Origin of the sequence: Kitasatospora herbaricolor, assembly GCF_030813695.1 — a bacterium.
In the GTDB taxonomy this organism is placed as follows: domain Bacteria; phylum Actinomycetota; class Actinomycetes; order Streptomycetales; family Streptomycetaceae; genus Kitasatospora; species Kitasatospora herbaricolor.
Window position 1 is genome coordinate 6,464,626 of the sequence record NZ_JAUSVA010000002.1, and the last position, 26,144, is coordinate 6,490,769.

General features: G+C 72.7%; 24 protein-coding genes. 16 read left to right on the forward strand and 8 right to left on the reverse strand.

Annotated features, from left to right (window positions below; translation table 11 throughout):
- Positions 1-70 precede the first annotated feature (70 nt).
- Positions 71-2,170 carry a transketolase gene (gene tkt / locus J2S46_RS28415; RefSeq protein WP_191289913.1) on the reverse strand — a complete coding sequence of 700 codons (2,100 nt, stop codon included), beginning with the start codon at positions 2,168-2,170 and terminating at the stop codon, positions 71-73.
- 461 nt (positions 2,171-2,631) lie between these two features.
- Between tkt and J2S46_RS28420 the strand changes: the two genes are divergently transcribed.
- The 3 genes from J2S46_RS28420 to J2S46_RS28430 all read left to right on the forward strand — a co-directional run bounded on the left by J2S46_RS28420 (position 2,632) and on the right by J2S46_RS28430 (position 4,663).
- The gene (locus tag J2S46_RS28420) at positions 2,632-3,573 is read left to right on the forward strand and encodes a heme o synthase (RefSeq protein WP_073928876.1); all 942 of its coding nucleotides are present in this window, start codon (positions 2,632-2,634) and stop codon (positions 3,571-3,573) included.
- A 165-nt stretch (positions 3,574-3,738) separates the two neighbouring features.
- Complete coding sequence (locus tag J2S46_RS28425; protein WP_191289911.1) at positions 3,739-4,254, forward strand: GNAT family N-acetyltransferase; 516 nt, start codon at positions 3,739-3,741, stop codon at positions 4,252-4,254.
- Positions 4,255-4,324: 70 nt separating this feature from the next.
- Positions 4,325-4,663, forward strand: coding sequence for a hypothetical protein (locus J2S46_RS28430; protein WP_191289910.1), 339 nt, complete (start codon positions 4,325-4,327; stop codon positions 4,661-4,663).
- 106 nt (positions 4,664-4,769) lie between these two features.
- On the opposite strand, the gene J2S46_RS28435 is transcribed toward J2S46_RS28430, so the two are convergent.
- The gene (locus J2S46_RS28435; RefSeq protein ID WP_229912685.1) at positions 4,770-5,744 is read right to left on the reverse strand and encodes a COX15/CtaA family protein; all 975 of its coding nucleotides are present in this window, start codon (positions 5,742-5,744) and stop codon (positions 4,770-4,772) included.
- Between the two features lie 236 nt (positions 5,745-5,980).
- On the opposite strand from J2S46_RS28435, the gene J2S46_RS28440 reads away from it, so the two are divergent.
- A complete protein-coding gene (locus tag J2S46_RS28440; protein ID WP_191289909.1) occupies positions 5,981-7,279 on the forward strand; it encodes a choice-of-anchor A family protein in 1,299 nt (432 codons plus the stop codon).
- Between the two features lie 385 nt (positions 7,280-7,664).
- The gene (locus J2S46_RS28445) at positions 7,665-8,348 is read left to right on the forward strand and encodes an LAETG motif-containing sortase-dependent surface protein (RefSeq protein ID WP_191289908.1); all 684 of its coding nucleotides are present in this window, start codon (positions 7,665-7,667) and stop codon (positions 8,346-8,348) included.
- Positions 8,349-8,580: 232 nt separating this feature from the next.
- On the opposite strand, the gene J2S46_RS28450 is transcribed toward J2S46_RS28445, so the two are convergent.
- Together J2S46_RS28450 and J2S46_RS28455 are read right to left on the reverse strand one after the other, a co-directional pair.
- Positions 8,581-9,315, reverse strand: a complete 735-nt coding sequence (locus J2S46_RS28450; RefSeq protein WP_191289974.1) for an ABC transporter permease — start codon at positions 9,313-9,315, stop codon at positions 8,581-8,583.
- 86 nt (positions 9,316-9,401) lie between these two features.
- Positions 9,402-10,343, reverse strand: a complete 942-nt coding sequence (locus J2S46_RS28455) for an ABC transporter ATP-binding protein (RefSeq protein WP_191289907.1) — start codon at positions 10,341-10,343, stop codon at positions 9,402-9,404.
- Positions 10,344-10,506: 163 nt separating this feature from the next.
- On the opposite strand from J2S46_RS28455, the gene J2S46_RS28460 reads away from it, so the two are divergent.
- The 8 genes from J2S46_RS28460 to J2S46_RS28495 all read left to right on the forward strand — a co-directional run bounded on the left by J2S46_RS28460 (position 10,507) and on the right by J2S46_RS28495 (position 17,363).
- A complete protein-coding gene (locus J2S46_RS28460) occupies positions 10,507-11,361 on the forward strand; it encodes a helix-turn-helix transcriptional regulator (protein WP_191289906.1) in 855 nt (284 codons plus the stop codon).
- A complete protein-coding gene (gene sufB, locus J2S46_RS28465) occupies positions 11,358-12,773 on the forward strand; it encodes a Fe-S cluster assembly protein SufB (RefSeq protein ID WP_191289905.1) in 1,416 nt (471 codons plus the stop codon). Before J2S46_RS28460 ends, sufB begins: the two co-directional genes overlap by 4 nt.
- 56 nt (positions 12,774-12,829) lie before the next feature.
- Positions 12,830-14,062: a Fe-S cluster assembly protein SufD gene (sufD, locus tag J2S46_RS28470; RefSeq protein ID WP_191289904.1), complete on the forward strand. Its 1,233-nt coding sequence runs from the start codon at positions 12,830-12,832 to the stop codon at positions 14,060-14,062.
- Entirely contained in the window at positions 14,062-14,379 is a 318-nt protein-coding gene (locus J2S46_RS28475) for a bifunctional 3-phenylpropionate/cinnamic acid dioxygenase ferredoxin subunit (RefSeq protein WP_073928866.1), read from the forward strand. Before sufD ends, J2S46_RS28475 begins: the two co-directional genes overlap by 1 nt.
- A 6-nt stretch (positions 14,380-14,385) precedes the next feature.
- Positions 14,386-15,150, forward strand: a complete 765-nt coding sequence (gene sufC / locus J2S46_RS28480; RefSeq protein ID WP_073928865.1) for a Fe-S cluster assembly ATPase SufC — start codon at positions 14,386-14,388, stop codon at positions 15,148-15,150.
- Between the two features lie 26 nt (positions 15,151-15,176).
- Positions 15,177-16,439 (forward strand): cysteine desulfurase, encoded by a 1,263-nt coding sequence (locus J2S46_RS28485; protein WP_073929029.1) that lies wholly within the window; start codon positions 15,177-15,179, stop codon positions 16,437-16,439.
- Between the two features lie 23 nt (positions 16,440-16,462).
- On the forward strand, positions 16,463-16,915 hold the full coding sequence (gene sufU / locus J2S46_RS28490) for a Fe-S cluster assembly sulfur transfer protein SufU (RefSeq protein ID WP_073928864.1): 453 nt from the start codon (positions 16,463-16,465) through the stop codon (positions 16,913-16,915).
- Positions 16,916-17,033: 118 nt separating this feature from the next.
- Positions 17,034-17,363 (forward strand): metal-sulfur cluster assembly factor, encoded by a 330-nt coding sequence (locus J2S46_RS28495; protein ID WP_030290234.1) that lies wholly within the window; start codon positions 17,034-17,036, stop codon positions 17,361-17,363.
- A 100-nt stretch (positions 17,364-17,463) separates the two neighbouring features.
- Here J2S46_RS28495 and J2S46_RS28500 read toward each other — a convergent pair whose 3' ends face one another.
- The 3 genes from J2S46_RS28500 to J2S46_RS28510 all read right to left on the reverse strand — a co-directional run bounded on the left by J2S46_RS28500 (position 17,464) and on the right by J2S46_RS28510 (position 20,342).
- Positions 17,464-18,246, reverse strand: coding sequence for a hypothetical protein (locus J2S46_RS28500; RefSeq protein ID WP_191289903.1), 783 nt, complete (start codon positions 18,244-18,246; stop codon positions 17,464-17,466).
- The gene (locus J2S46_RS28505) at positions 18,243-18,800 is read right to left on the reverse strand and encodes a SigE family RNA polymerase sigma factor (RefSeq protein WP_191289902.1); all 558 of its coding nucleotides are present in this window, start codon (positions 18,798-18,800) and stop codon (positions 18,243-18,245) included. Before J2S46_RS28505 ends, J2S46_RS28500 begins: the two co-directional genes overlap by 4 nt.
- Before the next feature lie 198 nt (positions 18,801-18,998).
- Positions 18,999-20,342, reverse strand: a complete 1,344-nt coding sequence (locus J2S46_RS28510) for an MFS transporter (RefSeq protein ID WP_191289901.1) — start codon at positions 20,340-20,342, stop codon at positions 18,999-19,001.
- A gap of 352 nt (positions 20,343-20,694) precedes the next feature.
- Here J2S46_RS28510 and J2S46_RS28515 point away from each other — a divergent pair, with 352 nt between their 5' ends.
- The gene (locus tag J2S46_RS28515) at positions 20,695-22,326 is read left to right on the forward strand and encodes a hypothetical protein (protein ID WP_191289900.1); all 1,632 of its coding nucleotides are present in this window, start codon (positions 20,695-20,697) and stop codon (positions 22,324-22,326) included.
- Positions 22,327-22,482: 156 nt separating this feature from the next.
- Here J2S46_RS28515 and J2S46_RS28520 read toward each other — a convergent pair whose 3' ends face one another.
- A complete protein-coding gene (locus J2S46_RS28520; protein WP_191289899.1) occupies positions 22,483-22,926 on the reverse strand; it encodes a VOC family protein in 444 nt (147 codons plus the stop codon).
- A 212-nt stretch (positions 22,927-23,138) separates the two neighbouring features.
- On the opposite strand from J2S46_RS28520, the gene J2S46_RS28525 reads away from it, so the two are divergent.
- Both J2S46_RS28525 and J2S46_RS28530 read left to right on the forward strand, forming a co-directional pair.
- Positions 23,139-24,347: a hypothetical protein gene (locus J2S46_RS28525; RefSeq protein WP_191289898.1), complete on the forward strand. Its 1,209-nt coding sequence runs from the start codon at positions 23,139-23,141 to the stop codon at positions 24,345-24,347.
- Between the two features lie 268 nt (positions 24,348-24,615).
- Positions 24,616-26,097 (forward strand): alkaline phosphatase PhoX, encoded by a 1,482-nt coding sequence (locus J2S46_RS28530; RefSeq protein WP_191289897.1) that lies wholly within the window; start codon positions 24,616-24,618, stop codon positions 26,095-26,097.
- The last annotated feature ends 47 nt before the right edge of the window (positions 26,098-26,144 follow it).

Consider the following 26,144-nt stretch of genomic DNA (forward strand, 5'->3'; position numbering starts at 1 on the left):
GTACCCGGTGTGCGGCCGGGTACGCGGCGTCCTGTGCCGGACAGGCGCCCGCGGGCGCCCGCCTGCTGTGCTAGCGGTTGACGGCTTCCAGCGAACGCAGCGCGTTGTGGGCCTCGGCCACCACGCTCTCGCTGGTCAGGCCGAACTCCTGGAACAGCACCTGGTAGTCGGCCGAGGCACCGAAGTGCTCCAGACTGACGATGCGGCCGTGGTCGCCGACCAGCTCGCGCCAGCCCTGCGCGATGCCCGCCTCGATCGAGACCCGGGCCTTGACGTCCGGCGGCAGCACGCTGTCGCGGTAGGCCTGGTCCTGCTCCTGGAACCACTCGAAGGACGGCAGCGAGACCACCCGGGTGTGGATGCCCTCGGCCTCCAGGACCTCGCGCGCCTTGACGGCGAGCTGGACCTCGGAGCCGGTGCCGAGCAGGATCACCTGCGGCACGCCGCTGGAGGCCTCGGCCAGGATGTAGCCGCCCTTCGCGGTGCCCTCGGCGGAGCCGAAGACCTCGCGGTCGTACGTCGGGACGTTCTGGCGGGTGAGCGCCAGGCCGACCGGGCCGGGGTGGCTGGTCTGCCGCTCGATGACGGTGCGCCAGGCGACTGCCGTCTCGTTGGCGTCGGCCGGGCGGACGATCGACAGGCCCGGGATGGCGCGCAGCGAGGCCAGGTGCTCCACCGGCTGGTGGGTCGGGCCGTCCTCGCCGAGGCCGATCGAGTCGTGCGTCCAGACGTAGGTGACCGGCAGCTTCATCAGCGCGGCCAGGCGCACGGCCGGGCGCATGTAGTCGGCGAAGACCAGGAAGGTGCCGCCGTACACGCGGGTCCTGCCGTGCAGCGCGATGCCGTTCATGGTCGAGCCCATGGCGTGCTCGCGGATGCCGAAGTGGATCGTCCGGCCGTACGGCGAGGCGCTCTTCAGCGGGTTGCCCTCGGGGAGGAAGGAGCTGTCCTCGTCGATGGTGGTCAGGTTGGACTCCGCGAGGTCGGCCGAGCCGCCCCACAGCTCCGGGACGACCCCGCCGATCGCCTTGAGGGTCTCGCCGCTCGCCTTGCGGGTGGCGACGTCCTTGCCCGCGGGGAAGACCGGGATCTGCTTCTTCCAGCCCTCGGGCAGCTCGCCCGCCTGGATGCGGTCGAACTCGGCGGCGCGCTGCGGGTCGCCGGCCCGCCAGGCGGCGAAGCCCTTCTCCCACTCGGCCCGGTAGGCCTTGCCGCGGGTGACCACCTCGCGGGCGTGGGTGATGACCTCGTCGGTCACCTCGAAGGTCTCGTCGGGGTTGAAGCCGAGCACCTTCTTGGTGGCGGCGATCTCGGCGGCGCCGAGCGCGGAGCCGTGCGCCTTCGCGGTGTTCTGCGCGTCCGGGGCCGGCCAGGCGATGATCGTCCGCATGGCGATCATCGACGGGCGCGAGGTCTCGGCCTTGGCGGCCTCCAGCGCGGCGGCCAGCGCCGCCACGTCGACGTCGCCGTTCTCCTTCGGGGTGACCCGCTGGACGTGCCAGCCGTACGCCGCGTAGCGCGCCAGGACGTCCTCGGAGAAGGCCGTCTCGGTGTCGCCCTCGATCGAGATGTGGTTGTCGTCGTACAGCGCGACCAGGTTGCCCAGCTTCTGGTGGCCGGCCAGCGAGGACGCCTCGGCCGAGATGCCCTCCTCCAGGTCGCCGTCGGAGACGACGGCCCAGATGGTGTGGTCGAACGGCGAGGTGCCGGCGGCGGCCTCCGGGTCGAAGAGCCCGCGCTCGTAGCGCGCGGCCATCGCCATGCCGACCGCGTTGGCGATGCCCTGGCCGAGCGGGCCGGTGGTGGTCTCCACGCCGGCGGTGTGGCCGTGCTCGGGGTGGCCCGGGGTGCGGCTGCCCGCGACCCGGAAGGCCTTGAGGTCGTCCAGCTCCAGGCCGTAGCCCGACAGGTAGAGCTGGGTGTAGAGCGTCAGGCTGGTGTGCCCGGGGGAGAGGACGAAGCGGTCGCGCCCCACCCAGGAGGGGTCCGTCGGGTCGTGGCGCAGGAAGCGCTGGAAGATCAGGTACGCCGCGGGGGCCAGCGACATGGCCGTCCCCGGGTGTCCGTTGCCGACCTTCTGTACTGCGTCCATGGCCAGGACACGTGCCGTGTCGACCGTACGCTCGTCCAGCTCGGTCCACTCGAATGCGTTCGTCGGCGTGGTGCTCACCCTAGTCTCAGGGCTCCTTCCGTATTGAAGAGTGACCCCGTGAAGGGGACCGGGTCGGCCACGTCGCTGTGGACCAGACGTTTGGGTGGTGCCGGTCACGGAGGGTAGATCCCGCTTCTCTGTGCGAGCCTACCGTTAGGGCCGGGGCTCACCCTCCGTGCTGGGTCAACCCGGTACCGCGGGTCGCTGTTCCCGGACGCGAGGCCATGGGCTTTGTCCACACTCGTCCCTTTTCCGGTCGGCTGCCTCCCCGGACGGCAGGACGGGCGAGCACCACCGCCCCGCCGGCGGCGTCCCCCCGCCCGTTCACCCAGCTGTGTGCGTTCCGCCCCGCCGGGGGACCCCGAGGCCGGTCGGGAGATATGGAGCGTCTAAGGTGGCGTGGTACGCGCAGAGCGGACGAATTCGGCACCTTTGGTCCGGTGGACGCCTGCGAGGATTTTTCTTCAGTTGGGGTGTTAGTGACCGCCGTCGAATCCCGCCCCGCCGGGGTCACCGGTGCGACGCATGCGCACCGGCCGTTCGGGGCCCGTGTCGGCGCGTTCGTCGCCCTGACCAAGCCCCGGATCATCGAGCTGCTGCTGATCACCACCGTGCCGGTGATGTTCCTGGCGCAGCGCGGTGTGCCGGACCCGCTGCTGGTGCTCGCGGTGGTCGTCGGCGGCTACCTCTCGGCCGGCGGCGCCAACGCCCTGAACATGTACATCGACCGGGACATCGACGCGGTGATGTCGCGCACCGAGCGCCGTCCGCTGGTGACCGGCATGGTCTCGCCGCGGGAGGCGCTGCTCTTCGGCATCGCGCTGGCGGTCGGCTCGACGCTCTGGCTGGGACTGCTGGTCAACTGGCTGTCCTCCGCGCTCGCCCTGACCGCTCTCCTGTTCTACGTGTTCGTCTACACGCTCGGGCTGAAGCGGCGGACGGCCCAGAACATCGTCTGGGGCGGCATCGCCGGCTGCATGCCGGTGTTCGTCGGCTGGGCGGCCGTCGACAACTCGGTCTCCTGGTCCGCGCTGGTGCTCTTCCTGGTGATCTTCTTCTGGACGCCGCCGCACTACTGGCCGCTGTCGATGAAGGTCAAGGACGACTACGCCAAGGCCGGCGTGCCGATGCTGCCGGTGATCAAGGGCAACCTGGCCGTGGCCAAGCAGATCGTCGCCTACTCCTGGGTGATGGTGGCCGTCTCGCTGGCGCTCTGGCCGCTGGCCGACACCAGCCTGCTCTACCCCGTTGCCGCGGTGGTGCTCGGCGCCGCCTGGCTGAAGGAGGCGCACGGCCTGTACGCCCGGGCCAAGGCCGGCGTGGTGGGCGCCAAGCTCAAGGAGATGCGGCTGTTCCACTGGTCGATCACCTACCTGACCCTGCTCTTCGTGGTCATCGCGGTCGACCCCTTCCTGCGCTAGTCGGGCCGCTCCGGCCCCCCGGGATACCGCGCCACCGCCCCGCCGTCCGCCCGGACGGCGGGGCGACGTGCTTCCCGCCGCCGCCCCGGCCGGGGCGGCGGCGTCCGTGCCATGCTGGGTGATCGCCCCGGCGCTCCGACGCGCCGGCCCACGGGGGAGGCCCGGATGCAGGACGTGACGCTGGAGCCCTGGACCGAGGGGGACCTCGGACTGCTGCGCCTGATCAACTCGCCGGAGATGACCGAGCACCTGGGCGGCCCGGAGACCGAGCAGCAGCTGCTCGACCGGCACCGGCGCTACGTGGAGCTGCCGGGCACCGGCCGCGGGCGGATGTTCACCGTCCGGCTCGGGGCGGATCCTGACGGTCCGGCGGCCGGGAGCATCGGCTTCTGGGAGACCGTCTGGCGCGGCGAGAAGGTCTACGAGACCGGCTGGAGCGTCCTGCCCGGGTTCCAGGGCCGGGGAGTCGCGGTGGCCGCCGCACGGGCCGTGATCGGCGCGGTGCGGGCCGAGGATCGGCACCGGGAACTGCACGCCTTCCCCTCGGTCGGCAACCCCGCCTCCAACGCGATCTGCCGCCGGGCCGGCTTCACCCTGCTCGACGAATGCGGGTTCGAGTACCCGAAGGGCACCTTCATGCGCTGCAACGACTGGTGCCTCGACCTCACGGTGCACGGGTGACGCCCCGATGTGGCCCGCCGCACACGGCGCTGCCGTCGCCAGCTCCACTACCGCTCGGTAGCATGCGGGCATGAGCAGCGCAGAGACCGCCACCCCCGCCGCGACGGACGCCCGCGCCGAGCGCCGCGCCAAGCGCATCGCCAAGCACCTCACCAGCTTCGCCGCCCAGCACGGCGGCAGCGCCGAGGGCGTCGTCGAGTACGTCGGCCGCACCGCCACCCGGATCGTCGTGGTCGGAGCCGACGGCACCTGGGGCGACCAGGTCGCCCCGACCTACGCCGTGGGCCTGCGGGCCGCCGAGCTCGCGGGCCTCACGGTGCACGACACCTTCGAGGGCGAGCTGGGCCTGCGGGTGAAGACCGGCGCCTACGAGTGGAAGCGGATGGCGGGCATCCAGCTCGGCGGCTGACCCCGCCGCGCTCCCGCCGTACGAGGAAGGCCCGGTCCGACCGCTGTTCAGCGGTCGGACCGGGCCTTCGCCGTTCGGCGTTCCGTTCGGCGGTTCGTACGCCGGTTCAGACGGTGGCGGCGGCCGTGGGGGCCGGCACCGGCGCCGGGCCGGCGGCGGGCGCCTGCGTCCGCACCCGCAGGGCGAGCGGGACGCGCAGCACGGCGATCCAGGTGAGCGTGGCGCCCAGCATGTGCACCCCGACCAGCACCTCCGGCACGTCGGTGAAGTACTGGACGAAGCCCAGCACGCCCTGCGCGAGCAGCACCACGAGCAGCTCGCGCGCGCGGGCCCGGGCGGCCGGCGGCGCCTTCACGGCGGCGAACACGAAGAGCACCGCGACCGCCAGGCCGACGGAGACGAACGCCAGGTCGGCGTGGACCTGGGCGAGCCGGTCGTAGTCGAGCGGGATCCGCGGCACCATCCGGTTGTCCTTCGGCGTCCCCGGGTGGTGGCCCGCGCCGGTCACCAGGGTGCCGGCCGCGACCAGCAGCCCGATCACCGTCACCAGGACGTGGGAGAGCTGGACGATCGGCCGGGCGACCAGGCCCCGGGGCGGGCCGTCCCCCTCCTTCGAGCGCTCCCACATCAGCAGCGCGACCCAGACCAGCGCCATCGCGGAGATCAGGTGCACGGCCACCGTGTACGGGTTGAGGCCGGTCAGCACGGTGATGCCGCCGATCACGGCGTTGCTCATCACCAGCCAGAACTGGGCCCAGCCGAGCCGGGTGAGGCCGCGGCGCCAGGGGGCGGCGCAGCGCGCCGCCAGGATGGCCCAGCCGACCGCCGCGCACAGCACGTAGGTCAGCATCCGGTTGGTGAACTCGATGACCCCGTGCAGGCCCATCTCGGGCGTCGGGGTCAGGCTCTCGCCCGTGCAGCGCGGCCAGGTGGTGCAGCCGAGGCCGGAGGCGCTGAGCCGGACGGCGCCGCCGGTGACCACGATCACGATGCTCATCACCAGCGCGGCGAGCGCGGCCCGCCGTACCACGACGGCGGAGGGCTGCCAGCGTTCGGCGAGGAGGGAGGAAGGGGTACGCACGGATTCATCCTAGATTGGACGGTTGGCGATCTTCGGGCGGGGCCGCCGGGGGCGGGTGGTGGCGCGCGGCGCTTCGCGAACGTGATCACGAATGGGCGTTTTGTCGGTATTACGGTCACAGGTCTCTACCACTGCGAGGCAAAGGTCTTGACCATTCGCCAGCTCGGCCGCAAGAGTGCGATTGGTCCATACCTGTGGACCTCTCCCACCCCGCACCTACCGCGGAGATCCTGCACATGCGCATATCCGTACCCGCCGCCCTCGCCCTCGGCGGCTCCCTGGCCCTGGGCGCCCTCCTCGCGCCGGCCTCCCACGCGACCGAGGCCGGCCGGCAGTGCCAGAGCCTCGGCGTCGCCAACCTCTACGGCGAGTTCGTCGAGGGCGACGACACCCACACCCCGGACGCCGAGGGCGCCGTCGCGATCGGCGGCAACGCCGACTTCACCGGCGGCTTCACCGTCGGCCAGGAGCTGACCGCCGAGCAGGTGGCCGCCCTCCCCGGCGGAAACGCCCTGGTCGTCGCCGGCAACCTGACCGGCACCAACACCCAGGTGATGAAGGGCAACGGCATCTACGGCGGCACCCTCACCGGAGTCGCCGACGCCCACCACGGCAAGGTCGTCAAGGGCGCGTCCCCGATCGACTTCGCGGCCGAGTTCGGCAAGCTGCGCGCCGCCTCCACCGCCCTCGCGGCCGCGCCCGCCACCGCCGGCGCCAAGGCCGAGAGCTCCGGGGCCCGGCTGACCCTCACCGGCACCGACGCCCAGCTCAACACCTTCACCGTCCCCGCCTCGACCCTCCAGGCCGCGAAGGAGGTGTACCTGAACGTCCCGGCCGGCGCCTCGACCATCGTCAACGTCACCGGCGACGGCTACGACATGGCGGCGGCCGGCACCACCGGGTTCTTCCTCTGGGACGCCGCCAAGAAGGGCTACGTCCTCGACGACAAGCTGCAGTCCGCCGCGGGCGGCGCGGTACGCGCCAAACTGCTCTGGAACTTCCCGACCGCCACCAAGGTCGTCAAGAACAGCGCCGCCGCGTGGTCCGGCAGCGTGCTCGCCCCGAACGCCGCCTTCGACCTGGGCAGCGGCGGCCCGGTCAACGGCTCGGTGATCGCCAGGTCGCTCACCGGCAAGGGCGGCGCCGAGACCCACCACTACCCCTTCACCGGCTGCCTGCCGGCGGAGGTGCCCCCGGTCGTCGTCCCGACCACCCCGGGCGTCCCCACCGGCAGCCCCTCGGCGCCGGCCACCCCCGGCACCCCGGGCACCCCCGTCGGGACCTCGCCCGCCGCCACCCCGGGCACCGGCGGCACGCCCGCCCCCTCGCCCAGCGCCACCGGCAGCGCCCCGGCCACCCCGGGCGCCGTCCCGAGGGCGAGCGCCAGCCCCTCGGCCACCCCGAGCACCGGCGGCGGCCTCGCCCTCACCGGCGCGGGCGGCGCCCTGCCGATCGCGCTCGGCGGCCTGGTCGTCCTCGCCGCCGGCGGCGGCATCCTCGTCGCCAGCCGTCGCAGGGCGGCCGGCCGGTCCTGACGGCGCCGCGCCCGAAGGCCCGAAGGTCCGAGACTCCGTGGGCCTGAACGGACCGGTGCCCCCGGAGACCACTCCTGGTCTCCGGGGGCACCGTGCTGTCCGTCGCGCCCGCGACGGCGCCGCCGACCTGCGGCGCCCCGGTCCGAGCCGTCCCGGGAGGTCGGCGGCCTGCCGTGGCGCCGAAGCACCGGAGGGCCCAACGACCATTCCTGATCCGGACGTTCGGCGGGGGTGGCAGGCGGCCGCGGGGGCGGTAGAGTCCCCCGCACATCGCGGCAGGCAGGCCCGGACCATCCCCGGAACGCTTCTCGGCGTACTTCCCCGGCGCAGCTCCCGGCGTGCTCAACACCCCTGCCGCCCAAGCCCCTTCGGAGGGAAGAGCGAAATGGCGCGACACGTGCGCATTCGCGGCGCGGCGCTCGCCGGCGCCGCCGGCACCGCCGTCCTGCTGTCCGGCGTTCTGGCCACCGGTGCCTCGGCGCACACCCCGGCCTGGTCCGTGACCTGCGACAAGGTCACCGTCGACCTGGCCGACTACAGCGGCAGCAAGAACGTCAAGAACCTGGTGAGCCTGACCATCGACGGCGAGAAGGTGGTGGACCAGCAGCAGTTCGGCAGCGGCTACCACCAGAGCTTCACCGTCAAGGCGCACAGCGCCCCGGTCTCGGCCACCCTGGTCGTCACCACCACGGAACAGCCCAAGAACCCCCAGTGGAACGTGACGCAGACCAAGACCATCGCGGTCTGCGCCACCCCGTCCCCGACCCCCACCACCCCCACCACCTCGCCGACCCCCAGCACCTCGCCGACCCCCACCCGCACCGCCACCGCGACGCCCAGCACCTCGGCCCCGGCCACCGTCGCCCCCACCACCACCTCCGCGGCCCCGGCCACCAGCGCCCCGGCCACCAGCGCCCCCGCCACGGTGAAGGCCGCGAGCACCACCCCGGCCCTGGCCCAGACCGGTGGCAGCGGCGCCACCCCGATCGTCGCCGCAGCCGGCGGCGCCGTCGTCCTGGTCGGCGGCGCCCTGCTGCTGCTCTCCCGCCGCCGGGGCAACCGCCACTGACCCGGCCCGCCCCGACCACGCCCGCGCCCCGGGCCGGCCTCCGAAACCCCCGGAACCGGCCCGGGGCGCGGGTGCATCGTGACCGAACGCAGCGGGCCGAGGCAGACCCTGCCCCGTCACCGCCCCCGACGGTGTTCGCCGCGGCCCGGCGGGCCGACCACGGGTCCGGGCCGCCGGTGCTCGACCTCCCGGGCCCGTGTGCGGCCTGACGCCGGGTCCTGCCCGCGTGCGCCTACTCCCAGCGGAAGAACCGCGCCGCCGCCGCCAGCCCCAGGACGGACCACACGCCCAGGATCCCCAGGTCGCCCCAGGGCACGCCGGCGCCCTGCTGGAGTACCGACCGCAGGCCGTCCGAGAGGGCGTTGATCGGGAGGAGCTCCAGCACGTGCCGGACGCCGGCGGGGAACTTGGAGAGCGGGACGATCACGCCGCCGGCCAGCAGCAGCAGGACGAAGACCAGGTTGGCGGCGGCCAGGGTGGCTTCGGCGCGCAGGGTGCCGGCCATCAGCAGGCCGAGGCCGGAGAAGGCGGCGGTGCCGAGGACGAGCAGGGCGGCGACCGCGAGCGCCCCCTGCGGCGTGGCGAGCCCGTGCGGGGACCAGCCGAGGGCCAGCGCGATGGCGCTGAGCAGGGCGACCTGGAGGGCCTCGGTGACCAGCACGCAGCCGGTCTTCGCGGTGAGCAGGGCCCAGCGGGGGAGCGGGCTGGCGCCGAGGCGCTTGAGGACGCCGTAGCGGCGTTCGAAGCCGGTGGCGATGGCCTGGCCGGTGAAGGCGGTGGACATCACGGCGAGGGCCAGCAGGCCGGGGGCGAGGAAGTCCACGCGCTTGCCGGGGCCGTCGACGGCGACGATGTCGACGGCGCTGAAGAGCACCAGCAGGACGCTGGGGATGATCACCGTCAGCAGCAGCTGCTCGCCGTTGCGCAGCAGCATCCTCGTCTCGAAGGCGGTCTGGGCGAGCAGCATCCGGGAGACCGGGGCGGCGCCGGGCCGGGGGGTGTGGTCGGTCCGGGGGGCGCGGTCGGTCGGGACCGGCCGGGTGGTCTGGTCGGTCACGAGCGGAGGTCCCGTCCGGTCAGGTCGAGGAAGACGTCTTCGAGGCTGCGGCGCTGCACCGTCAGCCGTTCCGGCAGGATGCCGGAGGCCGCGCACCAGGTGGTGACGGTGGCGAGCAGCCGGGGGTCGACGGGTGCTTCGACGCGGTAGTTGCCGGGGGTGGGTTCGGCGACGGCGGCGCCGTCGGGGAGCACCTTGAGCAGGGAGCCGAGGTCGAGGCCGGCGGGGCCGTCGAAGCGCAGGCTGTCCTCGGCGCCGCCGCGGCAGAGTTCGTCGGGGGTGCCGGTGGCGATGACCTTGCCGTGGTCGACGACGGCGACCTGGTCGGCGAGCTGTTCGGCCTCGTCCATGTGGTGGGTGGTGACGACCACGGTGACGCCGTCCCGGCGCAGGTCGCGGACGAGGTCCCAGGTGGCGCGGCGGGCCTGCGGGTCGAGGCCGGCGGTCGGCTCGTCGAGGAAGACGAGTTCGGGGCGGCCGACCACGGCCATGGCGAGGGCGAGGCGCTGCTGCTGGCCGCCGGAGAGCCGGCGGTAGGTGGTGCGGCCGCAGGAGCCGAGGCCGAGGCGTTCGACCAGTTCGGGGACGTCCAGCGGGTCGGCGTGCAGTTTGGCGGTGTGCCGGAGCATCTCGACGGCGCGGGCGCCGGCGTACACGCCGCCGGACTGGAGCATCACGCCGATCCGGGGGCGGAGCAGGGCGCCCTGGGTGACCGGGTCGAGGCCGAGGACGCGGACGCTGCCGGCGTCGGGGCGGTGGTAGCCCTCGCAGGTTTCCACGGTGGTGGTCTTGCCGGCGCCGTTGGGGCCGAGCACCGCGGTGATCCCGCCGCGTTCGACGACGAGGTCGAGGCCGTCCACCGCGGTCTTGTCGCCGTAGCGCTTGACCAGCCCGGCGATCTCGACTGCGGGCTGCGGGCGGTCGGGGTCTGCGTGCATACCGGCGAGTCTAGGAGGCCTTCACACGACGTCCGCACAGGGCCTCGGTGATCGTTTTCGCAGGTCAGGTAAGCCTTACCTGCGTGATTGAAGCCACCCATGAGGCGTGGATCACGGGTTGTCCTGACGGAAGTAATTACGCAACACTGGTGTTGTGAAAAACATGCGGGAACGGAACCAGCAGCAGGAGGCCGAGTCGGCCCCCGGCTGTGCCGTGCCCGAAACGGCGGCCGAGGTGCTGCTGGAGGGCCACCGGGCCACCCGTGACCGGGTCGCCCGTTCGATCCTGGACCACGGCCCCTCCTCCGCCGCCGACCTGGCGAGCCGGCTCGGCCTCACGGCCGCCGCCGTCCGCCGGCACCTGGACGGCCTGGCCGCCGCCGGTCTGGTCGAGTCCCGCGAGCAGCGGGTCTACGGCAGCCGGGGCCGGGGCCGTCCGGCCAAGGTGTTCGGTCTCACCGAGTCCGGCCGGGACGCCTTCTACCAGGCGTACGACCAGCTCGCCGCCGACGCACTGCGCTGGATCTCCGACGCGGTGGGCGGCGGCAAGGCGGGCGAGGAGGCGGTCGCCGCCTTCGCCCGGGCCCGTTTCGGCAAGCAGGGCGAGAGATACCTCGGAGCGCTGGAGCAGGCCTCGGCCGACCAGCGGACCGAGGCGCTCGCGCAGGCCCTGAGCGCCGACGGGTACGCTGCCACCGTGCGGCGGGTGCCGTCCGCGGCGGCGTCGAACAGCCCGGCGGGCGCTCAGCTCTGCCAGCACCACTGCCCGGTCGCGCACATCGCCGAGCAGTTCCCGCAGCTCTGCGAGGCGGAGACCGAGTTCTTCTCCCAGCTCCTGGGCACCCATGTGCAACGGCTGGCCACGATCGCCCACGGCGACGGGGTCTGCACCACCTATGTGCCGGCATCCGGTGCCGCATCGTCGTCCGCGAAGCCGCGGACGCCCGGTGCAGTGCCGACTGCCGGTACGCCACTCACTGATCCGGAACCTGCGTCCGCGCGGAGGAACCTCGCATGACTGACATCGTTTCGCACCCGGAGCTCGAAGGCCTGGGCACCTACGAGTACGGCTGGTCGGACCCGGACGCGGCCGGCGCCGCGGCCAAGCGCGGCCTCAGCGAAGAGGTCGTGCGCGACATCTCCTCGAAGAAGTCCGAGTCCGAGTGGATGCTGAACCTGCGTCTCAAGGGCCTGAAGCTCTTCGGCAAGAAGCCCATGCCGACCTGGGGCTCCGACCTCACCGGCATCGACTTCGACAACATCAAGTACTTCGTGCGGTCGACCGAGAAGCAGGCGGAGTCCTGGGAGGACCTGCCCGCCGACATCAAGGCGACCTACGACAAGCTGGGCATCCCGGAGGCGGAGAAGCAGCGCCTGGTCGCCGGTGTCGCCGCGCAGTACGAGTCCGAGGTGGTCTACCACCAGATCAACGAAGAGCTCGAGGCTCAGGGTGTGATCTTCATGGACACGGACACCGCGCTCAAGGAGCACCCGGAGATCTTCGAGGAGTACTTCGGCACGGTCATCCCGGCCGGCGACAACAAGTTCGCCGCGCTGAACACGGCCGTGTGGTCCGGCGGGTCCTTCATCTACGTCCCCAAGGGCGTCCACGTGGAGATCCCGCTGCAGGCCTACTTCCGGATCAACACCGAGAACATGGGCCAGTTCGAGCGGACGCTGATCATCGTCGACGAGGACGCCTACGTCCACTACGTCGAGGGCTGCACCGCGCCGATCTACTCCTCGGACTCGCTGCACAGCGCCGTGGTGGAGATCATCGTCAAGAAGGGCGGCCGCTGCCGCTACACGACGATCCAGAACTGGTCGAACAACGTCTACAACCTGGTCACCAAGCGCGCCGTGGCGTACGAGGGCGCGACCATGGAGTGGATCGACGGCAACATCGGTTCCAAGGTCACCATGAAGTACCCGGCCGTCTACCTGATGGGCGAGCACGCCAAGGGCGAGACGCTGTCGATCGCCTTCGCCGGCGAGGGCCAGCACCAGGACGCCGGCGCCAAGATGGTCCACATGGCGCCGAACACCTCCTCGAACATCGTCTCCAAGTCGGTGGCCCGCGGCGGCGGCCGCACCTCGTACCGCGGCCTGATCGAGATCGGCGAGGGCTCCAAGGGCGCCAAGTCCAACGTGCTCTGCGACGCGCTGCTGGTGGACACCATCTCCCGGTCGGACACCTACCCGTACGTGGACGTCCGCGAGGACGACGTGTCGATGGGCCACGAGGCCACCGTCTCCAAGGTCAGCGAGGACCAGCTCTTCTACCTGATGAGCCGGGGCATGACCGAGTTCGAGGCGATGGCGATGATCGTCCGTGGCTTCGTCGAGCCGATCGCCCGTGAGCTCCCGATGGAGTACGCGCTGGAGCTGAACCGGCTGATCGAGCTGCAGATGGAGGGCTCCGTCGGCTGACGTCAGCCGCGCGAAGTCCAGTCGAGAACTTTCAGGAAGAGAGCAACACGACAGCCATGGCTGACGTCAACAACAGCACCGGCTCCACGACCGCCGGGTCCATCGAGGTCGGCACGTCCGGCGCCGGCGAGAAGCTGGCCGGCCCGGGCACCGGCCGCGCGAGCGTCCAGCAGCCGATCGACGCCCGCGTCACGGTCAAGCCCTCGTACGACGTGAACGACTTCCCGGTGCCCACCGGCCGCGAGGAGGACTGGCGGTTCACCCCGCTGCACCGCCTGGCCGGGCTGCACGACGGCACCGCCGCCGCCAACGCCACGGGCGTGGACAAGGTGGAGCTGGGCCTGCCGGACGGCGTCACCGCCGAGCAGGTCGGCCGCGACGACGCGCGTCTGGGCAAGGCCGGCAAGCCGGTCGACCGGGTCGCCGCGCAGGCGTACAGCTCCTTCGAGCAGGCGCTGGTCGTCACCGTCCCCAAGGAGACGGTGCTCACCGAGCCGGTGAAGATCGACGTGCACGGTGAGGGCGGCACCCGTTTCGCCCACGTGGTGATCGACGTCAAGCCGTTCGCCGAGGCCGTCGTGGTGATCAACCACACCGGTACCGGGACCCGGGCCGCCAACGTGGAGCTGCTGGTCGGCGACGGTGCGAAGCTGACCTTCGTCTCGGTCCAGGACTGGGACCGCGACGCGGTGCACACCGCCCAGCAGACCGCGCTGGTCGGCCGGGACGCCTCGCTGAAGTCCGTCGTGGTCACCTTCGGCGGCGACGTCGTCCGGATCCACCCGCGGGTCACCTACGCCGCCCCCGGCGGCGAGGCCGACCTGTTCGGCCTGTACTTCGCGGACGCCGGCCAGCACCTGGAGCACCGTCTGGTCATCGACCACGACACCCCGCACTGCCGCTCCAACGTGGTCTACAAGGGCGCCCTGCAGGGCAAGGACGCGCACGCGGTCTGGGTCGGCGACGTGCTGATCCGCGCCGCCGCCGAGGGCACCGACACCTACGAGCACAACCGCAACCTGGTGCTCACCGACGGCGCCCGGGTCGACTCGATCCCGAACCTGGAGATCGAGACCGGCGAGATCGTCGGCGCCGGCCACGCCTCGGCGACCGGCCGCTTCGACGACGAGCAGCTCTTCTACCTGCAGGCGCGCGGCATCCCGGCCGAGGAGGCCCGTCGCCTGGTGGTCCGCGGCTTCTTCGCGGAGCTGGTCCAGCAGATCGGCGTCGCCGAGATCCAGGACCACCTGCTGGAGAAGATCGAGGCCGAGCTGGAAGCGAACGTCTGATGAGCTTTCTCCGCGCCTGTTCGCTCAGCGACCTGGCCGAGGACGAGCCCAAGCGTGTGGACCTCAACGGTGTCCCGGTCGCGATCGTCCGTACCGAGGGCGAGGTGTTCGCGATCAACGACATCTGCTCGCACGCCAACGTGTCGCTCTCGGAGGGCGAGGTCGAGGACTGCATGATCGAGTGCTGGCTGCACGGCTCCAGCTTCGACCTGCGCTCCGGCAAGCCCTCGGGCCTGCCCGCCACCAAGCCGGTCCCTGTCTACCCCGTAAAGATCGAAGGGGACGATGTGCTCGTCTCCGTCAACCAGGAGTCCTGAGTCCCCATGGCAACGCTTGAAATCCGTGACCTGCACGTCTCCGTCGAGGCCGAGAACGGCCCGCGCGAGATCCTCCGCGGCGTCGACCTCACCGTGAAGCAGGGCGAGACCCACGCGATCATGGGTCCGAACGGCTCCGGCAAGTCGACCCTCGCGTACTCGCTGGCCGGTCACCCGAAGTACACGGTGACCAGCGGCTCGGTGCTGCTCGACGGTGAGAACGTGCTGGACATGACCGTCGACGAGCGCGCCCGCGCCGGCGTCTTCCTGGCCATGCAGTACCCGGTCGAGGTCCCCGGCGTCTCGGTCTCCAACTTCCTGCGCACCGCCGCCACCGCCGTCCGCGGCGAGGCCCCCAAGCTGCGGCTGTGGGTGAAGGAGGTCAAGGAGGCGATGGCCGCCCTGCACATGGACCCGGCCTTCGCCGAGCGCAACGTCAACGAGGGCTTCTCCGGCGGCGAGAAGAAGCGCCACGAGATCCTCCAGCTGGAGCTGCTCAAGCCGAAGATCGCGATCCTCGACGAGACCGACTCCGGCCTGGACGTCGACGCGCTGCGCCAGGTCTCCGAGGGCATCAACCGGGTCGCCTCCAGCGGCGAGGTCGGCACCCTGCTGGTCACGCACTACACCCGCATCCTGAAGTACATCAAGCCCGACTACGTCCACGTCTTCTCGGCCGGCCGCATCGTCGAGTCCGGCGGCGCGGAGCTGGCCGACAAGCTGGAGAACGAGGGCTACGAGTCCTACGTGAAGGGTGGCGCTTCCGAGTGACAATCGATTCTGGCTCGGCGCGTGCGCTGACCGGTCCGCTGGCCGAGGCGCAGGAGTTCGGCGACTCGCTCCGCAAGGACTTCCCGATCCTGCAGCGGGTGCTGCACGACGGCAAGCCGCTGGTCTACCTCGACAACGCGGCGACCTCGCAGAAGCCCCGTCAGGTGCTGGACGCGCTCAACGCGTACTACGAGCGGCACAACGCCAACGTGCACCGCGGTGTCCACGTCCTGGCCGAGGAGGCCACGGCACTGTACGAGGGCGCGCGTGACAAGGTCGCGGCGTTCATCAACGCGCCGAGCCGGGACGAGGTGATCTTCACCAAGAACGCCTCGGAGTCGCTCAACCTGGTCGCCAACATGCTGGGCTGGGCGGACGAGCCGTACAAGGTCGACGCCGACGCCGAGATCGTCATCACCGAGATGGAGCACCACTCCAACATCGTTCCGTGGCAGCTGCTCTCGCAGCGCACCGGCGCGAAGCTGAAGTGGTTCGGGCTGACCGACGAGGGCCGGCTCGACCTGTCGAACCTCGACGAGCTGATCAACGAGAAGACGAAGATCGTCTCGTTCACGCTGGTCTCCAACCTGATGGGCACCGTCAACCCGGTCGAGGCGATCGTCCGCCGCGCCCAGGCGGTCGGCGCCCTGGTGCTGATCGACGCCTCGCAGGCCGCCCCGCACATGGTGCTGGACGTCCAGGCGCTGGAGGCCGACTTCGTCGCCTTCACCGGCCACAAGATGCTGGCCCCGACCGGCATCGGCGTGCTCTGGGGCCGCCAGGAGCTGCTGGAGGACCTCCCGCCGTTCCTCGGCGGCGGCGAGATGATCGAGACCGTCACGATGGGCTCGTCCACCTACGCCCCGGCGCCGCACAAGTTCGAGGCGGGCACCCCGCCGATCGCCCAGGCGGTCGGGCTGGGCGCGGCCATCGACTACCTGTCGGCCATCGGCATGGAGCGGATCGCCGCGCACGAGCACGCGATCACCGAGTACGCCGTCGAGCGGCTGCTGGAGATCCCGGACCTGCGGATCATCGGCCCCCGGTCGGCGGTCGACCGCGGCGCCGCGATCTCCTTCGTGCTGGGCGACATCCACCCGCACGACGTGGGCCAGGTGCTGGACGAGCAGGGCATCGCCGTGCGCGTCGGCCACCACTGCGCGCGGCCGGTCTGCCTGCGGTACGGAATTCCGGCGACCACCCGGGCGTCGTTCTACCTGTACTCGACGCCGGCCGACGTCGACGCCCTCGTCGACGGCCTGCACCACGTCCGGAACTTCTTCGGCTGAGGCATCGGAAGGGAGCGGCGGGCATGAAGCTCGACTCCATGTACCAGGAGATCATCCTGGACCACTATCGCAACCCCCACGGCAAGGGGCTGCGGGACGGCGACGCCGAGGTGCACCACGTCAACCCGACCTGCGGTGACGAGATCACCCTGCGGGTACGGCTGGACGGCTCGACGGTCGCGGACATCAGCTACGAGTCCCAGGGCTGCTCGATCAGCCAGGCCAGCGCCTCGGTGCTGAACGACCTGGTGGTCGGCAAGACCGTCGGCGAGGGCCAGCTGATCCAGGAGGCCTTCCTGGAGCTGATGCAGAGCAAGGGCCAGGGCGAGGGCGACGAGGAGGTGCTGGAGGACGCGGTCGCGTTCGCCGGCGTCTCCAAGTACCCGGCGCGGGTGAAGTGCGCGTTGCTGAGCTGGATGGCCTGGAAGGACGCCACCGCCCAGGCGCTCGCGCAGCACCCCGCCGTCAACGACTGAAGCAGCAGAGGAGGACACACGTATGAGTGACACCGAGACCAGCACCACGGCCCCGGAGGCGGCCTCCCCGGCTGCCGGCGCCCCCGCGGAGACCGTCGCCACCGAGGGTCCGACGGTCATCGTCGGCACCACGGCGGGCACCGTCTCCGTCGAGGACCTCACCGAGGCGCTGATGGACGTCGTCGACCCCGAGCTGGGCATCGACGTGGTCAACCTGGGCCTGATCTACGGCATCCACATCGACGAGTCCGACGTGGCCACCATCGACATGACGCTCACCTCGGCGGCCTGCCCGCTGACCGACGTCATCGAGGACCAGGCGAAGACCGCCACCGACGGCCTCGTCCAGGACCTGCGGATCAACTGGGTCTGGATGCCGCCGTGGGGCCCGGACAAGATCACCGACGACGGCCGCGAGCAGCTGCGGGCGCTCGGCTTCAACGTCTGAGCACCGGCACCCGGCCTGCCCGGGAACGACACTGCCGCGCGGACCTTCGGGTCCGCGCGGCAGTGTCGTTCCCGGACGCCGTGGGCCGGCCGTGAGCGGCTCAGCGCGCGGCGAGGGACGTCGTCACGAGGAGCCGGCCGTCCGCGTCGTAGGCCGCGAATTCCAGACCCGTGCGCGACGCCAGGGGCAACGGGGTCGCCGGAGGCGGTTCGGGCACGCTGTTCGGCAGCACGACGTAGTAGGCGGCCCAACCGTCCATACCTGGGGTGGTCACGATCGTGGCCAGGGTCTGCACCCCGTGGTCGATCGCCACGATGCGTGCCGGCGGCGTCCGGCCGAGGTAGATCCCGGTGCACAGCGTCGGCTCCCCCATGTGCCAGCGTGACTGGCTGTAGAGCGCCGCTCTCTTGTCCCGACGGGCGGCGGGGGGACCTTGCAGGTTGTCGCTGTCCGAGTCCCGGCAGTCGATGCTCGGCGCGAAGCCCGGGGCCTGTTCGGAGATGCACTTCTCCGTGGTGGTGACCCACATCTCCAGATCGCTGTAGATGGTGAAGCGTTCCCCTGGGGCGACGGCCTGTACCGGCGAGAGCTCGACGGCCTTCGCGGCAGAGGGTGAGGGTGCGGGGGAGGACGACGTTGTGCCGGTCGCGGCGTCCGTGGCCGTCGGCGCCACGGCCGTTGCGGCCGGCCGCCGGTCACCGGGCCCGGTCAGGTCGGCGGTGACGGCCGCGCTCACGGCGATCACCAGCGTGGCGGCGGCGGCCGCCACCGTCCGCCGGTTGCGCCTGCGCCGGGCCCGGCGGATCACCAGCGCCGGGTCGATCCCGGGTCGGCCGGCGTCCTCGTAGTCCAGCAGCTCACCGAGCCGCCTGTCGAAGCTCATACGCTCACCTCGCTCTTGGTGCAGGGGGCGGCGTTCTCCTCGGGGAGGCGGCCGACGAGTTCCGGAAGCGCGCGCAGCTTGGCCAGCGCCCGGTGCAGGGTGCTCTTCACGGTGCCGACGGCGATACCCAGCTCGGCCGCGATCCGGGCCTCGCTCAGGTCGCCGTAGTAGCGCAGCACGACGACCGTGCGCTCGCGTGCGGTCAGCTGCGCCAGGGCGCCGAGGACGAGCGCGCGCTGCGCGTGCCGCTCGGTCATGTCGGTAGGGTCGGCGGGCTCCACCCAGCTCAGGTCGGCGGGCAGCTCCCGGTTGCGCAGCCGCCGCCACCAGTCGCGGTGCTGGTTGACCACGATCCGGCGGACGTACGCCGTGGGGTCGTCGGCGTTGATCCGCCGCCAGTGCGGGTAGGCCCGCTCCAGCGCGGACTGGACGATGTCGGCGGCCCGGTGCGGGTCACCCGTCAACAACTCGGCCAGACGGAGGAGCTGGCGTCCTTTCGTCACGACGAACGCACTGAACTCGGCGTCCAGGTCCTGCCTCTGCTCGCGATTCACACCCCTGAGACTCCCCGGGCTGCCCTCGGGGTTCTGTCGGCGGGCGGGGGAGTTCAGCCGGCCGGTGCGGTGCGGACTCCGCGGGGCCGGGCGCCGTGAAGGCGGCGGCCGGGGCGTCCTGAGGACACCCCGGCCGCCGGGAGGATTCCGGGAGGGCGCCCGGGTCGCGTTTCGGCTGGATCCGCGGGAGGGGCCGCCCTACCGCCGGCCGGGCCGCAGCACGCCGACCGCGAGGGTCATGCAGGCCAGGGCCGCGACCACGCCGAAGCCGCTGACCGCGGGCAGCAGGCCGTACCGCTGGGTCAGCGCGCCGACGGCCACGATCGGCAGCGAGCTGCCCAGGTAGACGATCACCCACAGGGTGCTCAGCTCGCCGCCCCTGCGCTCCGGGTCCATCGCGGCCACCGCGCTGGTGAACAGCGAGCGGAAGGCCACCCCCTGGCAGGCGCCGCCGAGCACGCTGCCGATGAACAGCAGCGCCGGCGTCCCGGTGTACTGGGCGGCGACCACCAGGGCCAGGCCGGCCGCGAGGCCGGTCATCCCGAGCGCGATCACCAGCCGGTCCGAGGTGGGCGGCACCAGCAGCTGGACGGCGGCGGAGGAGCCGAGCAGCAGCGCCGCGACCACCGCTCCGGTCAGGTGCGAGCCGCTGTGCAGCAGCTTCGCGGAGAACGCGGGCGCGAGGCTGAGGTAGACGCCGAAGACCGCGTAGGAGACGAATCCGGCGCCGGCCGCGAGCAGGAACTCCCGGCGGCCGCTCGCGGGCAGGGCGAGGCGGCGCGGGCGCAGGTGCGCGGGGGTGGTGACGCGCGGCGGTGAGGCCGGCGGGCGGCGGCGGCCGGGCATCCGGGGGTGCACCAGGGCCAGCGGGACGCACAGCGCGAGCAGGGCGAGCGCGTGCACCAGGAAGGGCGTGAGCAGCGGGTTCGCGCCGCCCGACAGGGTGGCGCCGACGATCGGGCCGAGCGCCACGCCGCCCGCGGAGCAGGCCAGGGTGAGCTTGGCGGCCAGGGTCGGGCGGTCGGGCAGCAGGTCGCCCAGGGCCGCGCCGGCGGCGCCGGTGGACATGCCGACCGCGATGCCCTGGACGGCCCGGCCGGCGGCCAGCTGCCAGAAGCTCCCGGCGGTGGCGAAGATCGCGTCCCCGCCGGCGGCCAGTGCCACGGCCGGCAGGATCAGCGCGCGCCGCCCGAGCAGGTCGGACCAGTGGCCCACCGCGGCGAGCACCGGGACGAGCGCGAAGACGTACACGGTGAACAGGACCGTGGTGTCCAGCGCGGTCAGGCCGAGCCGGGACTGCAGGTACGGGTAGATCGGGGTGGCCAGATTGGCGCCGATCAGGAGGAGCAGGAGAGCGGCGGCACAGAGGCCGACGCGGATGCCGCGTACCGCGTTCCAGCGGCTGACTGCGGCGAGCTGGAGCTGCGTGCGTGGTGCGAGCTCCAGCGGGAGCAAGGCCTCCGAGAGCAGGCGTCCGCTGCCGTGGCGCCCGGGGAAGGGCGCGGAGGGCAGGCCGGAGCCGGCGGGGGAGAGGTCCGCCATGGCAGGGGTCTCCTGTGGCCGGGCGCCACCATGGGTCGGCGGGGTGTGCCGATGCGCCCGTCCTGCGGCGCTCTGGTGGTGGCCTCGGTGCGGGGCTCCCTGGCGGAGCGGGTGTGCGTGGGCCCCGCGGCCCGTACGGGCTCGGGGTGGGGTGGGCTTCGTTGCCCGGGGGCGCGCGCGGGGTGTGCGCGGCGCCTGTCGAAGGATACGCGGTCGGCGTGCGCCGCGGCGCGCGCCCCTGGAGGCGGGGCATCGGCGGTGCCCGACCGATACGCTGGGCCGATAGGCCGGTACCCACAGCTGAGGCTGGACCGGTTGGCTGACAGGTCTCTGTAGGGAGAACGCGCACACCATGGCCGGACGACGTCGCAAGAATCCTGACAACCCGTCGGCGACCGGGCCCGGCGAGCACCCTGCCGAGGGCCTGCTGCCGGCCGACTTCGCCCTGGAGGACCTCTACGGCGCCTTCGCGGCGCACGGTCTGGACGACGAGGACCTCGACGACGCCGCCGTCCTCGTGCCGCCCGTCCGGCTGCCCTCGGAGCAGGAGCTGACGGCCGAGGCGCTGGCCGTCCCGATGCTCGGGTACGCGTTGAAGCTCTCCCGCTGGACGGCCCCGCACCGGGCCGTGGACGAGTTCGGCGACCTGACCGAGCCGGACCGCGAACCCGCCGCCCGGCTGCTCGGCCTGGCCGCGGCCGAGGGCGAGGTGGCCGAGGAGGAGGTCGTCGAGGCGATGCGGGCCTGGTCGCTGGCCTGTGACCTGGACCTCGTGGAGATCGGCACCACCGCGTCCGGCGAGCACGTGGCGATCCCCGGGCCGGACCTGGAGCCCGCCGAGCAGGGTGACCCGGAGACCGTCCTGGAGCTGTGGCTGACCGCCGCCGGCATCGTCCGTGAGCTGGCCGCCGAGGCCGACTCGCTGCCCGCCGAGGGCGAGGAGGAGGACGAGGCCGAGGAGGGGTCGGAGGAGGACGAGGCCCGGCTGGCCGAGGTCGAGGAGTCCCGCGACGCCGCCGCCGAGCTGCTCGACGAGGCCCTCCAGGTGCTCTACGAGACCACCGCCTTCGCCGAGCCCGGCACCGAGACCGTGCCCCTCGGGGTGCTGGCCGCGCTGCTGGTCGTGCCCGAGGGGGAGGAGCCGAGCGAGGAGCTGCTCGGCGACATCACCGACGTGATGGTGGCGCTGGACCCGATGCTCGGCGACCTCGCCGAGCTGGGCCTGCTCGTCTACCGCCCGATCGACCCGGAGCTCTTCGACGAGGAGGACGGCGAGACGCCCGCGCCGGCCGGTGACGAGCCGCTGGACGAGGCCGAGTCGGCCCGGTTCGGCCTCGTCCGGCTGACCCCGCTCGGGGTCTACGCCGTCCGGCAGTGGCTGCTGGAGGACGGCTACGACGCCCCCCTGGTCGGCGAGCTGGCCCAGGGCGACGCGGCCGAACTGCTGACCGCGGTGGCCGAGTCCGCCAACGTGCTGCCCGAGGAGGAGATCCGCGAGTGGCTGGACGGGCGTGAGCCGCTGCCGGCGGCGCGCGACCTGCTGGCGGCGGCGCGCGGCACCGACACCTACGCCCCGCTGCGCCGGCTGCTCTGCCGGCTGGCGCTGGACCAGCTGGGCAGCCCCGCCGAGCCCGCCGTGCGGGAGGTGCTGGACGACCCGGAGCTGGGCGGCGCGGCGCGGGCCTGGCTGGCGGCCGCGGGCGCGGCGGACGTACCGGCGCCCGAGCGGCCGATGGTGCTCTGGACGGTGGTGGACACCTTCGCGGCGCACCTGCTGGACAGCGGCGGCGACGCCGGCACCCTGCGCGACCTGGTCACCGGGCTGCCGGTGACGGACAACCCCGCCAGCTACTTCGGCGAGCTGTGGCGGGTCGACCATCCGAACACGGCGGACGTGCTGGACGCGGTCGGGGAGCTGCACCTGGACCGGCAGGTCGCCAAGGAGGCCCGGAAGGCCGCGTTCAAGGCCCGGTCGAAGAACTAGGCGCCCTCCGAAGCTCCAGGCTCCGGCCCCGCGTTCGGCTCCGGGCCGGCCCGGCCCTGCCGGGTGCCGTGCGGGGGGCGGCTGCCGCGCAGGCGCGTGGACGGTGCGTGGGTGCGGTCGCTGCGCGGGCGTGGGCGGTGCCGCGCCGCCGTGCGCCTAGGCGAGGTCGAGCTGGCCGGCGCCGGTGAAGGGGAAGAACGGGTTGTGGGCCAGCTCCCACAGGTGGCCGTCCAGGTCCTCGAAGTAGCCGGAGTAGCCGCCCCAGGAGGTGGCGGCCGGCGGCTTGACCACCGTGGCGCCGGCCTCCACCGCGACCTTCAGCGCCGCGTCCACCCGTTCGGGTGATTCCAGGTTCACCGCGAGGGTCACTCCCCGGAAGGACGGCTCGCCGGTGGCGGGGACGCCCGCGTCGGCGGCCAGCTCCTCGTACGGGAACAGGCCGAGGACGGAGTCGGCGGTGCGGAACCAGACGATCTCGGGGCTGGACACGGCCGCGCGGCGCCAGCCGAGCCGCTCGTAGAAACCCGCGCTGCGTTCGAGGTCGGAGACCCCGAGGGTGACGATGCTGATGCGGGCCGGGAACTCGTTGGATGCTGTCATGCCGCCAGCGTAGGCACGGTGACTGACAGGGCGTCCGGAACGCGGCCGGTGCGTCGCCGCCGGGCGCCGGGCCGGTCGCCCGGGGGCGGCTGATGACCCGGCAGGTCGGCCCGTCGTAAAGTTGGGCGGGCGTCGCGCGGGCGCCGGCCGGGTGGCCGGGCCGCCGGGCGGCCACAGGCGGGTACGGCGAGGACACGGGGGTGCGGCGGAACATGATGCGAGAGAGCGGGAGCAGGCCCCAGGACCCGGACGACCGCTACGCCGGCCAGGAGGCCTTCTCCCGCCGGACGATCGCGGAGGCGGACTTCCCGGTGTACGGGGTGGGACGGTTCGCCTGTCCGGCCACCGCGGAGCGGCTCGGCCGGGCGCGGGCGGCCGAGGGCGCGCCGCTGCACAGCGAGGCCCTCGCCGCCTTCGAGAGCTGCGACGGCGAACTCAGCTGGGTGGAGGTCCGCTCCGGCGACTGGACCTCGGCCGACGGCCCCTACCTCAGCGTGCGCACCTACCGGCCGGGCGCCGAGCACGGCGATCCGCTGCCGGAGCTGGAGGACGTGGTCGAGGACGAGCGGGACCGCCTCTACGAGCAGCTCGGCATCGACGAGGGCGACGGCCCCGGCGTGGTCCGGGCGCTGCGGGAGTGGATCACCGTGGAGGGCGAGCCGCGCGCCCTGCAGATCCACGAGGACCGGCGTCCGGAGGCCGTCCCGGGAGCCGGGCTGGAGCCCGGTCCGCTGCTGGAGGCCGGGGCGGTCTGGGCCGGCCGGCTGCGGGTGGACGGACTGACCGTCACGGTCTGCGGCCGGGGGGTGCCGCCTGGCGCCGTGGAGCTGGCCAGGATCGAGGACTTCGAGCGCTACATCCTCGGCCGCACCGAGTTGATGCGCCGGCTGGCGGCCCGGCGCGGTCTGGACGTCCCGGTGGAGGAGCGTGAACTCGCCCCCGCCGTGGGCCTGGAGGCACACCGGGAGCTGATCGAGCACAACATCGCGGAGTCGATGGCGATCGACGCGCAGGTGCGCGCCCGGCGCACCCCGAGGCTGCCCCGCCGCCTGCGCGGCGAGATCGGCGCCGTCCGCTGGGAGGCCGCCGTGCGCCAGCAGATGAGGCTGGCCTCGGAGACCCGGGAGGAGGCCGCCGAGGCGGTGGCCGCGATGGTCAACCACCTCACCAGGCTGGCCCGGAACACCGACTGGGCGGTCGGCACGCCGGACGGCCGGGACGCCGTGGAGGAGGTCGTCCGGTACACCGTGTTCGCCAGCGAGGTGCCGAGCCTGCCCGCGCAACGTGCCTGGGAACAGCTGTGGAACGGCGGGCCGGACCGGACCGCCGAGGACGGGCCCGGTGGCGCCGCCCGCCGGCTGGCCGAGCAGATCTGGCTGTCCGCCTGGGAGCAGTGGCGGCTGGAGCGCAGCGTCCGCTGAGGCGGCGCCCGGCCGGCGGGGCGTCCGCGACGGCCCCCGGCGCCGGCGGTGCGGGCGCCCGGGCAGGGACGCCGGGTGGGGATTTGGCAAAGTGCGAGTCATGCGTTCGGATACGGTCGGCAAATGACCACCCCGGCGCGGTGTCGGATTCACCTGAGGTTCACCCGCGGAGCACAGTCTGCTCGGCGTCGACGTTCCTTCTCGACGCCAGCTCGCCGCGCACCGGGGATTCCGCCGGGCGGACGGCCAACCCTCAGGAGTGACTGCCATGTCGCTGTCCCGTCGGGACTTCGTCAACCGTTCCACCCTCGTCGGCGCCGGTGTGCTGATCGCGGGCAGCGCCGAGGCGCTGGCCACCGCCCCGGGGGCGATCGCCGCTCCGGTCGGTGGGGAGGCGCAGGCCGCCGAGACCGCCGACGCCGAGCGTGCCGCGGTCGGCTACGGCCCGCTGCTCGCCGACCCGGAGAACCTGCTGGCCCTGCCCAAGGGCTTCAAGTACAAGGTGATCACCCGCGCCGGTGTCACCAAGCTGAAGACCGGCGAGTTCACCCCGAGCAACCACGACGGCACCTCCGCCTTCGAGGACGAGCACGGCGGCAACCTGCTCGTCGTCAACCACGAGCTGGGCGGCGCCCGCGCCAACTGGCCGAACCCGGTGCCGCTGACCGAGGGTCACGTCTACGACCCGGGCGCGGCCGGCGGCTGCACCGTGGTGCACGCCAAGGCCAACGGCACCGTCGAGGAGTGGGTCGGCATCGCCGGCACCGCCACCAACTGCGCGGGTGGCGTCACCCCGTGGGGCACCTGGCTGAGCGGCGAGGAGACCGAGGACAAGGCCGGCAAGAACGGCTTCACCAAGGACCACGGTTACATCTTCGAGGTCGACCCCTTCGACGACGAGTACAACCGTGACCCGCAGCCGGTGAAGGCCTTCGGCCGCTACGCGCACGAGGCCGTCGTGGTGGACCCGAAGCGCGGCCACGTGTACCTGACCGAGGACGCGTCCAACCCGAACGGACTGCTGTTCCGCTGGACCCCGCCGGCCGGCTTCAAGCACGGCCGTTACAAGCTGCGCTCGCTCGCCGCCGACGCCGGCGTGCTGGAGGCCTTCAAGGTCTTCGACTCGCAGGGCAAGTTCATCGACGACCTGTCGCGCGCCACCAAGGTCGGCACCACGTACGGCGTGGACTGGGTCAAGGTCGAGGACCGCGACGCCAGGACCGTCTCCGTCCGCAAGCAGTTCAAGGACGGCGAGGTGACCCGCGCCCGCAAGCTGGAGGGCATGTGGTGGGGTGACGGCGGCTTCCACTTCGTCTCCAGCTTCGCCCGCTCGGAGAGCCCGCTGCAGCACGACGGCCAGGTGTGGTTCTACAACCCGGTCCGCCGCACCATCACCCTCAAGGTGCTGCTCGGCGTGAACACCGACGTGTTCGGCGACCACGACAACTACGACGGCCCGGACAACATCACCGTCTCGCCGTACGGCGGCATCGTGATCGCCGAGGACGGCGAGGGCGTCAGCCACCTGTTCGGCGCGACCGAGGACGGCCTGACCTACCCGATCGCCCGCAACGACCTGAACATCGGCACCGCGGAGAAGCCGGAGTTCAGCGAGTTCACCGGGGTGACCTTCTCGGACGACGGCAGGACGCTCTTCGCCAACATCCAGGTGCCGGGCATCCAGCTCGCCATCACCGGCCCCTGGCACCGGCTGAACGAGCACCACCGCGGCCAGGGCTACGGCGCCTGACCGCAGCGGTGAGCACGGCGGCCCGTCGGGGGGACCCGGCGGGCCGC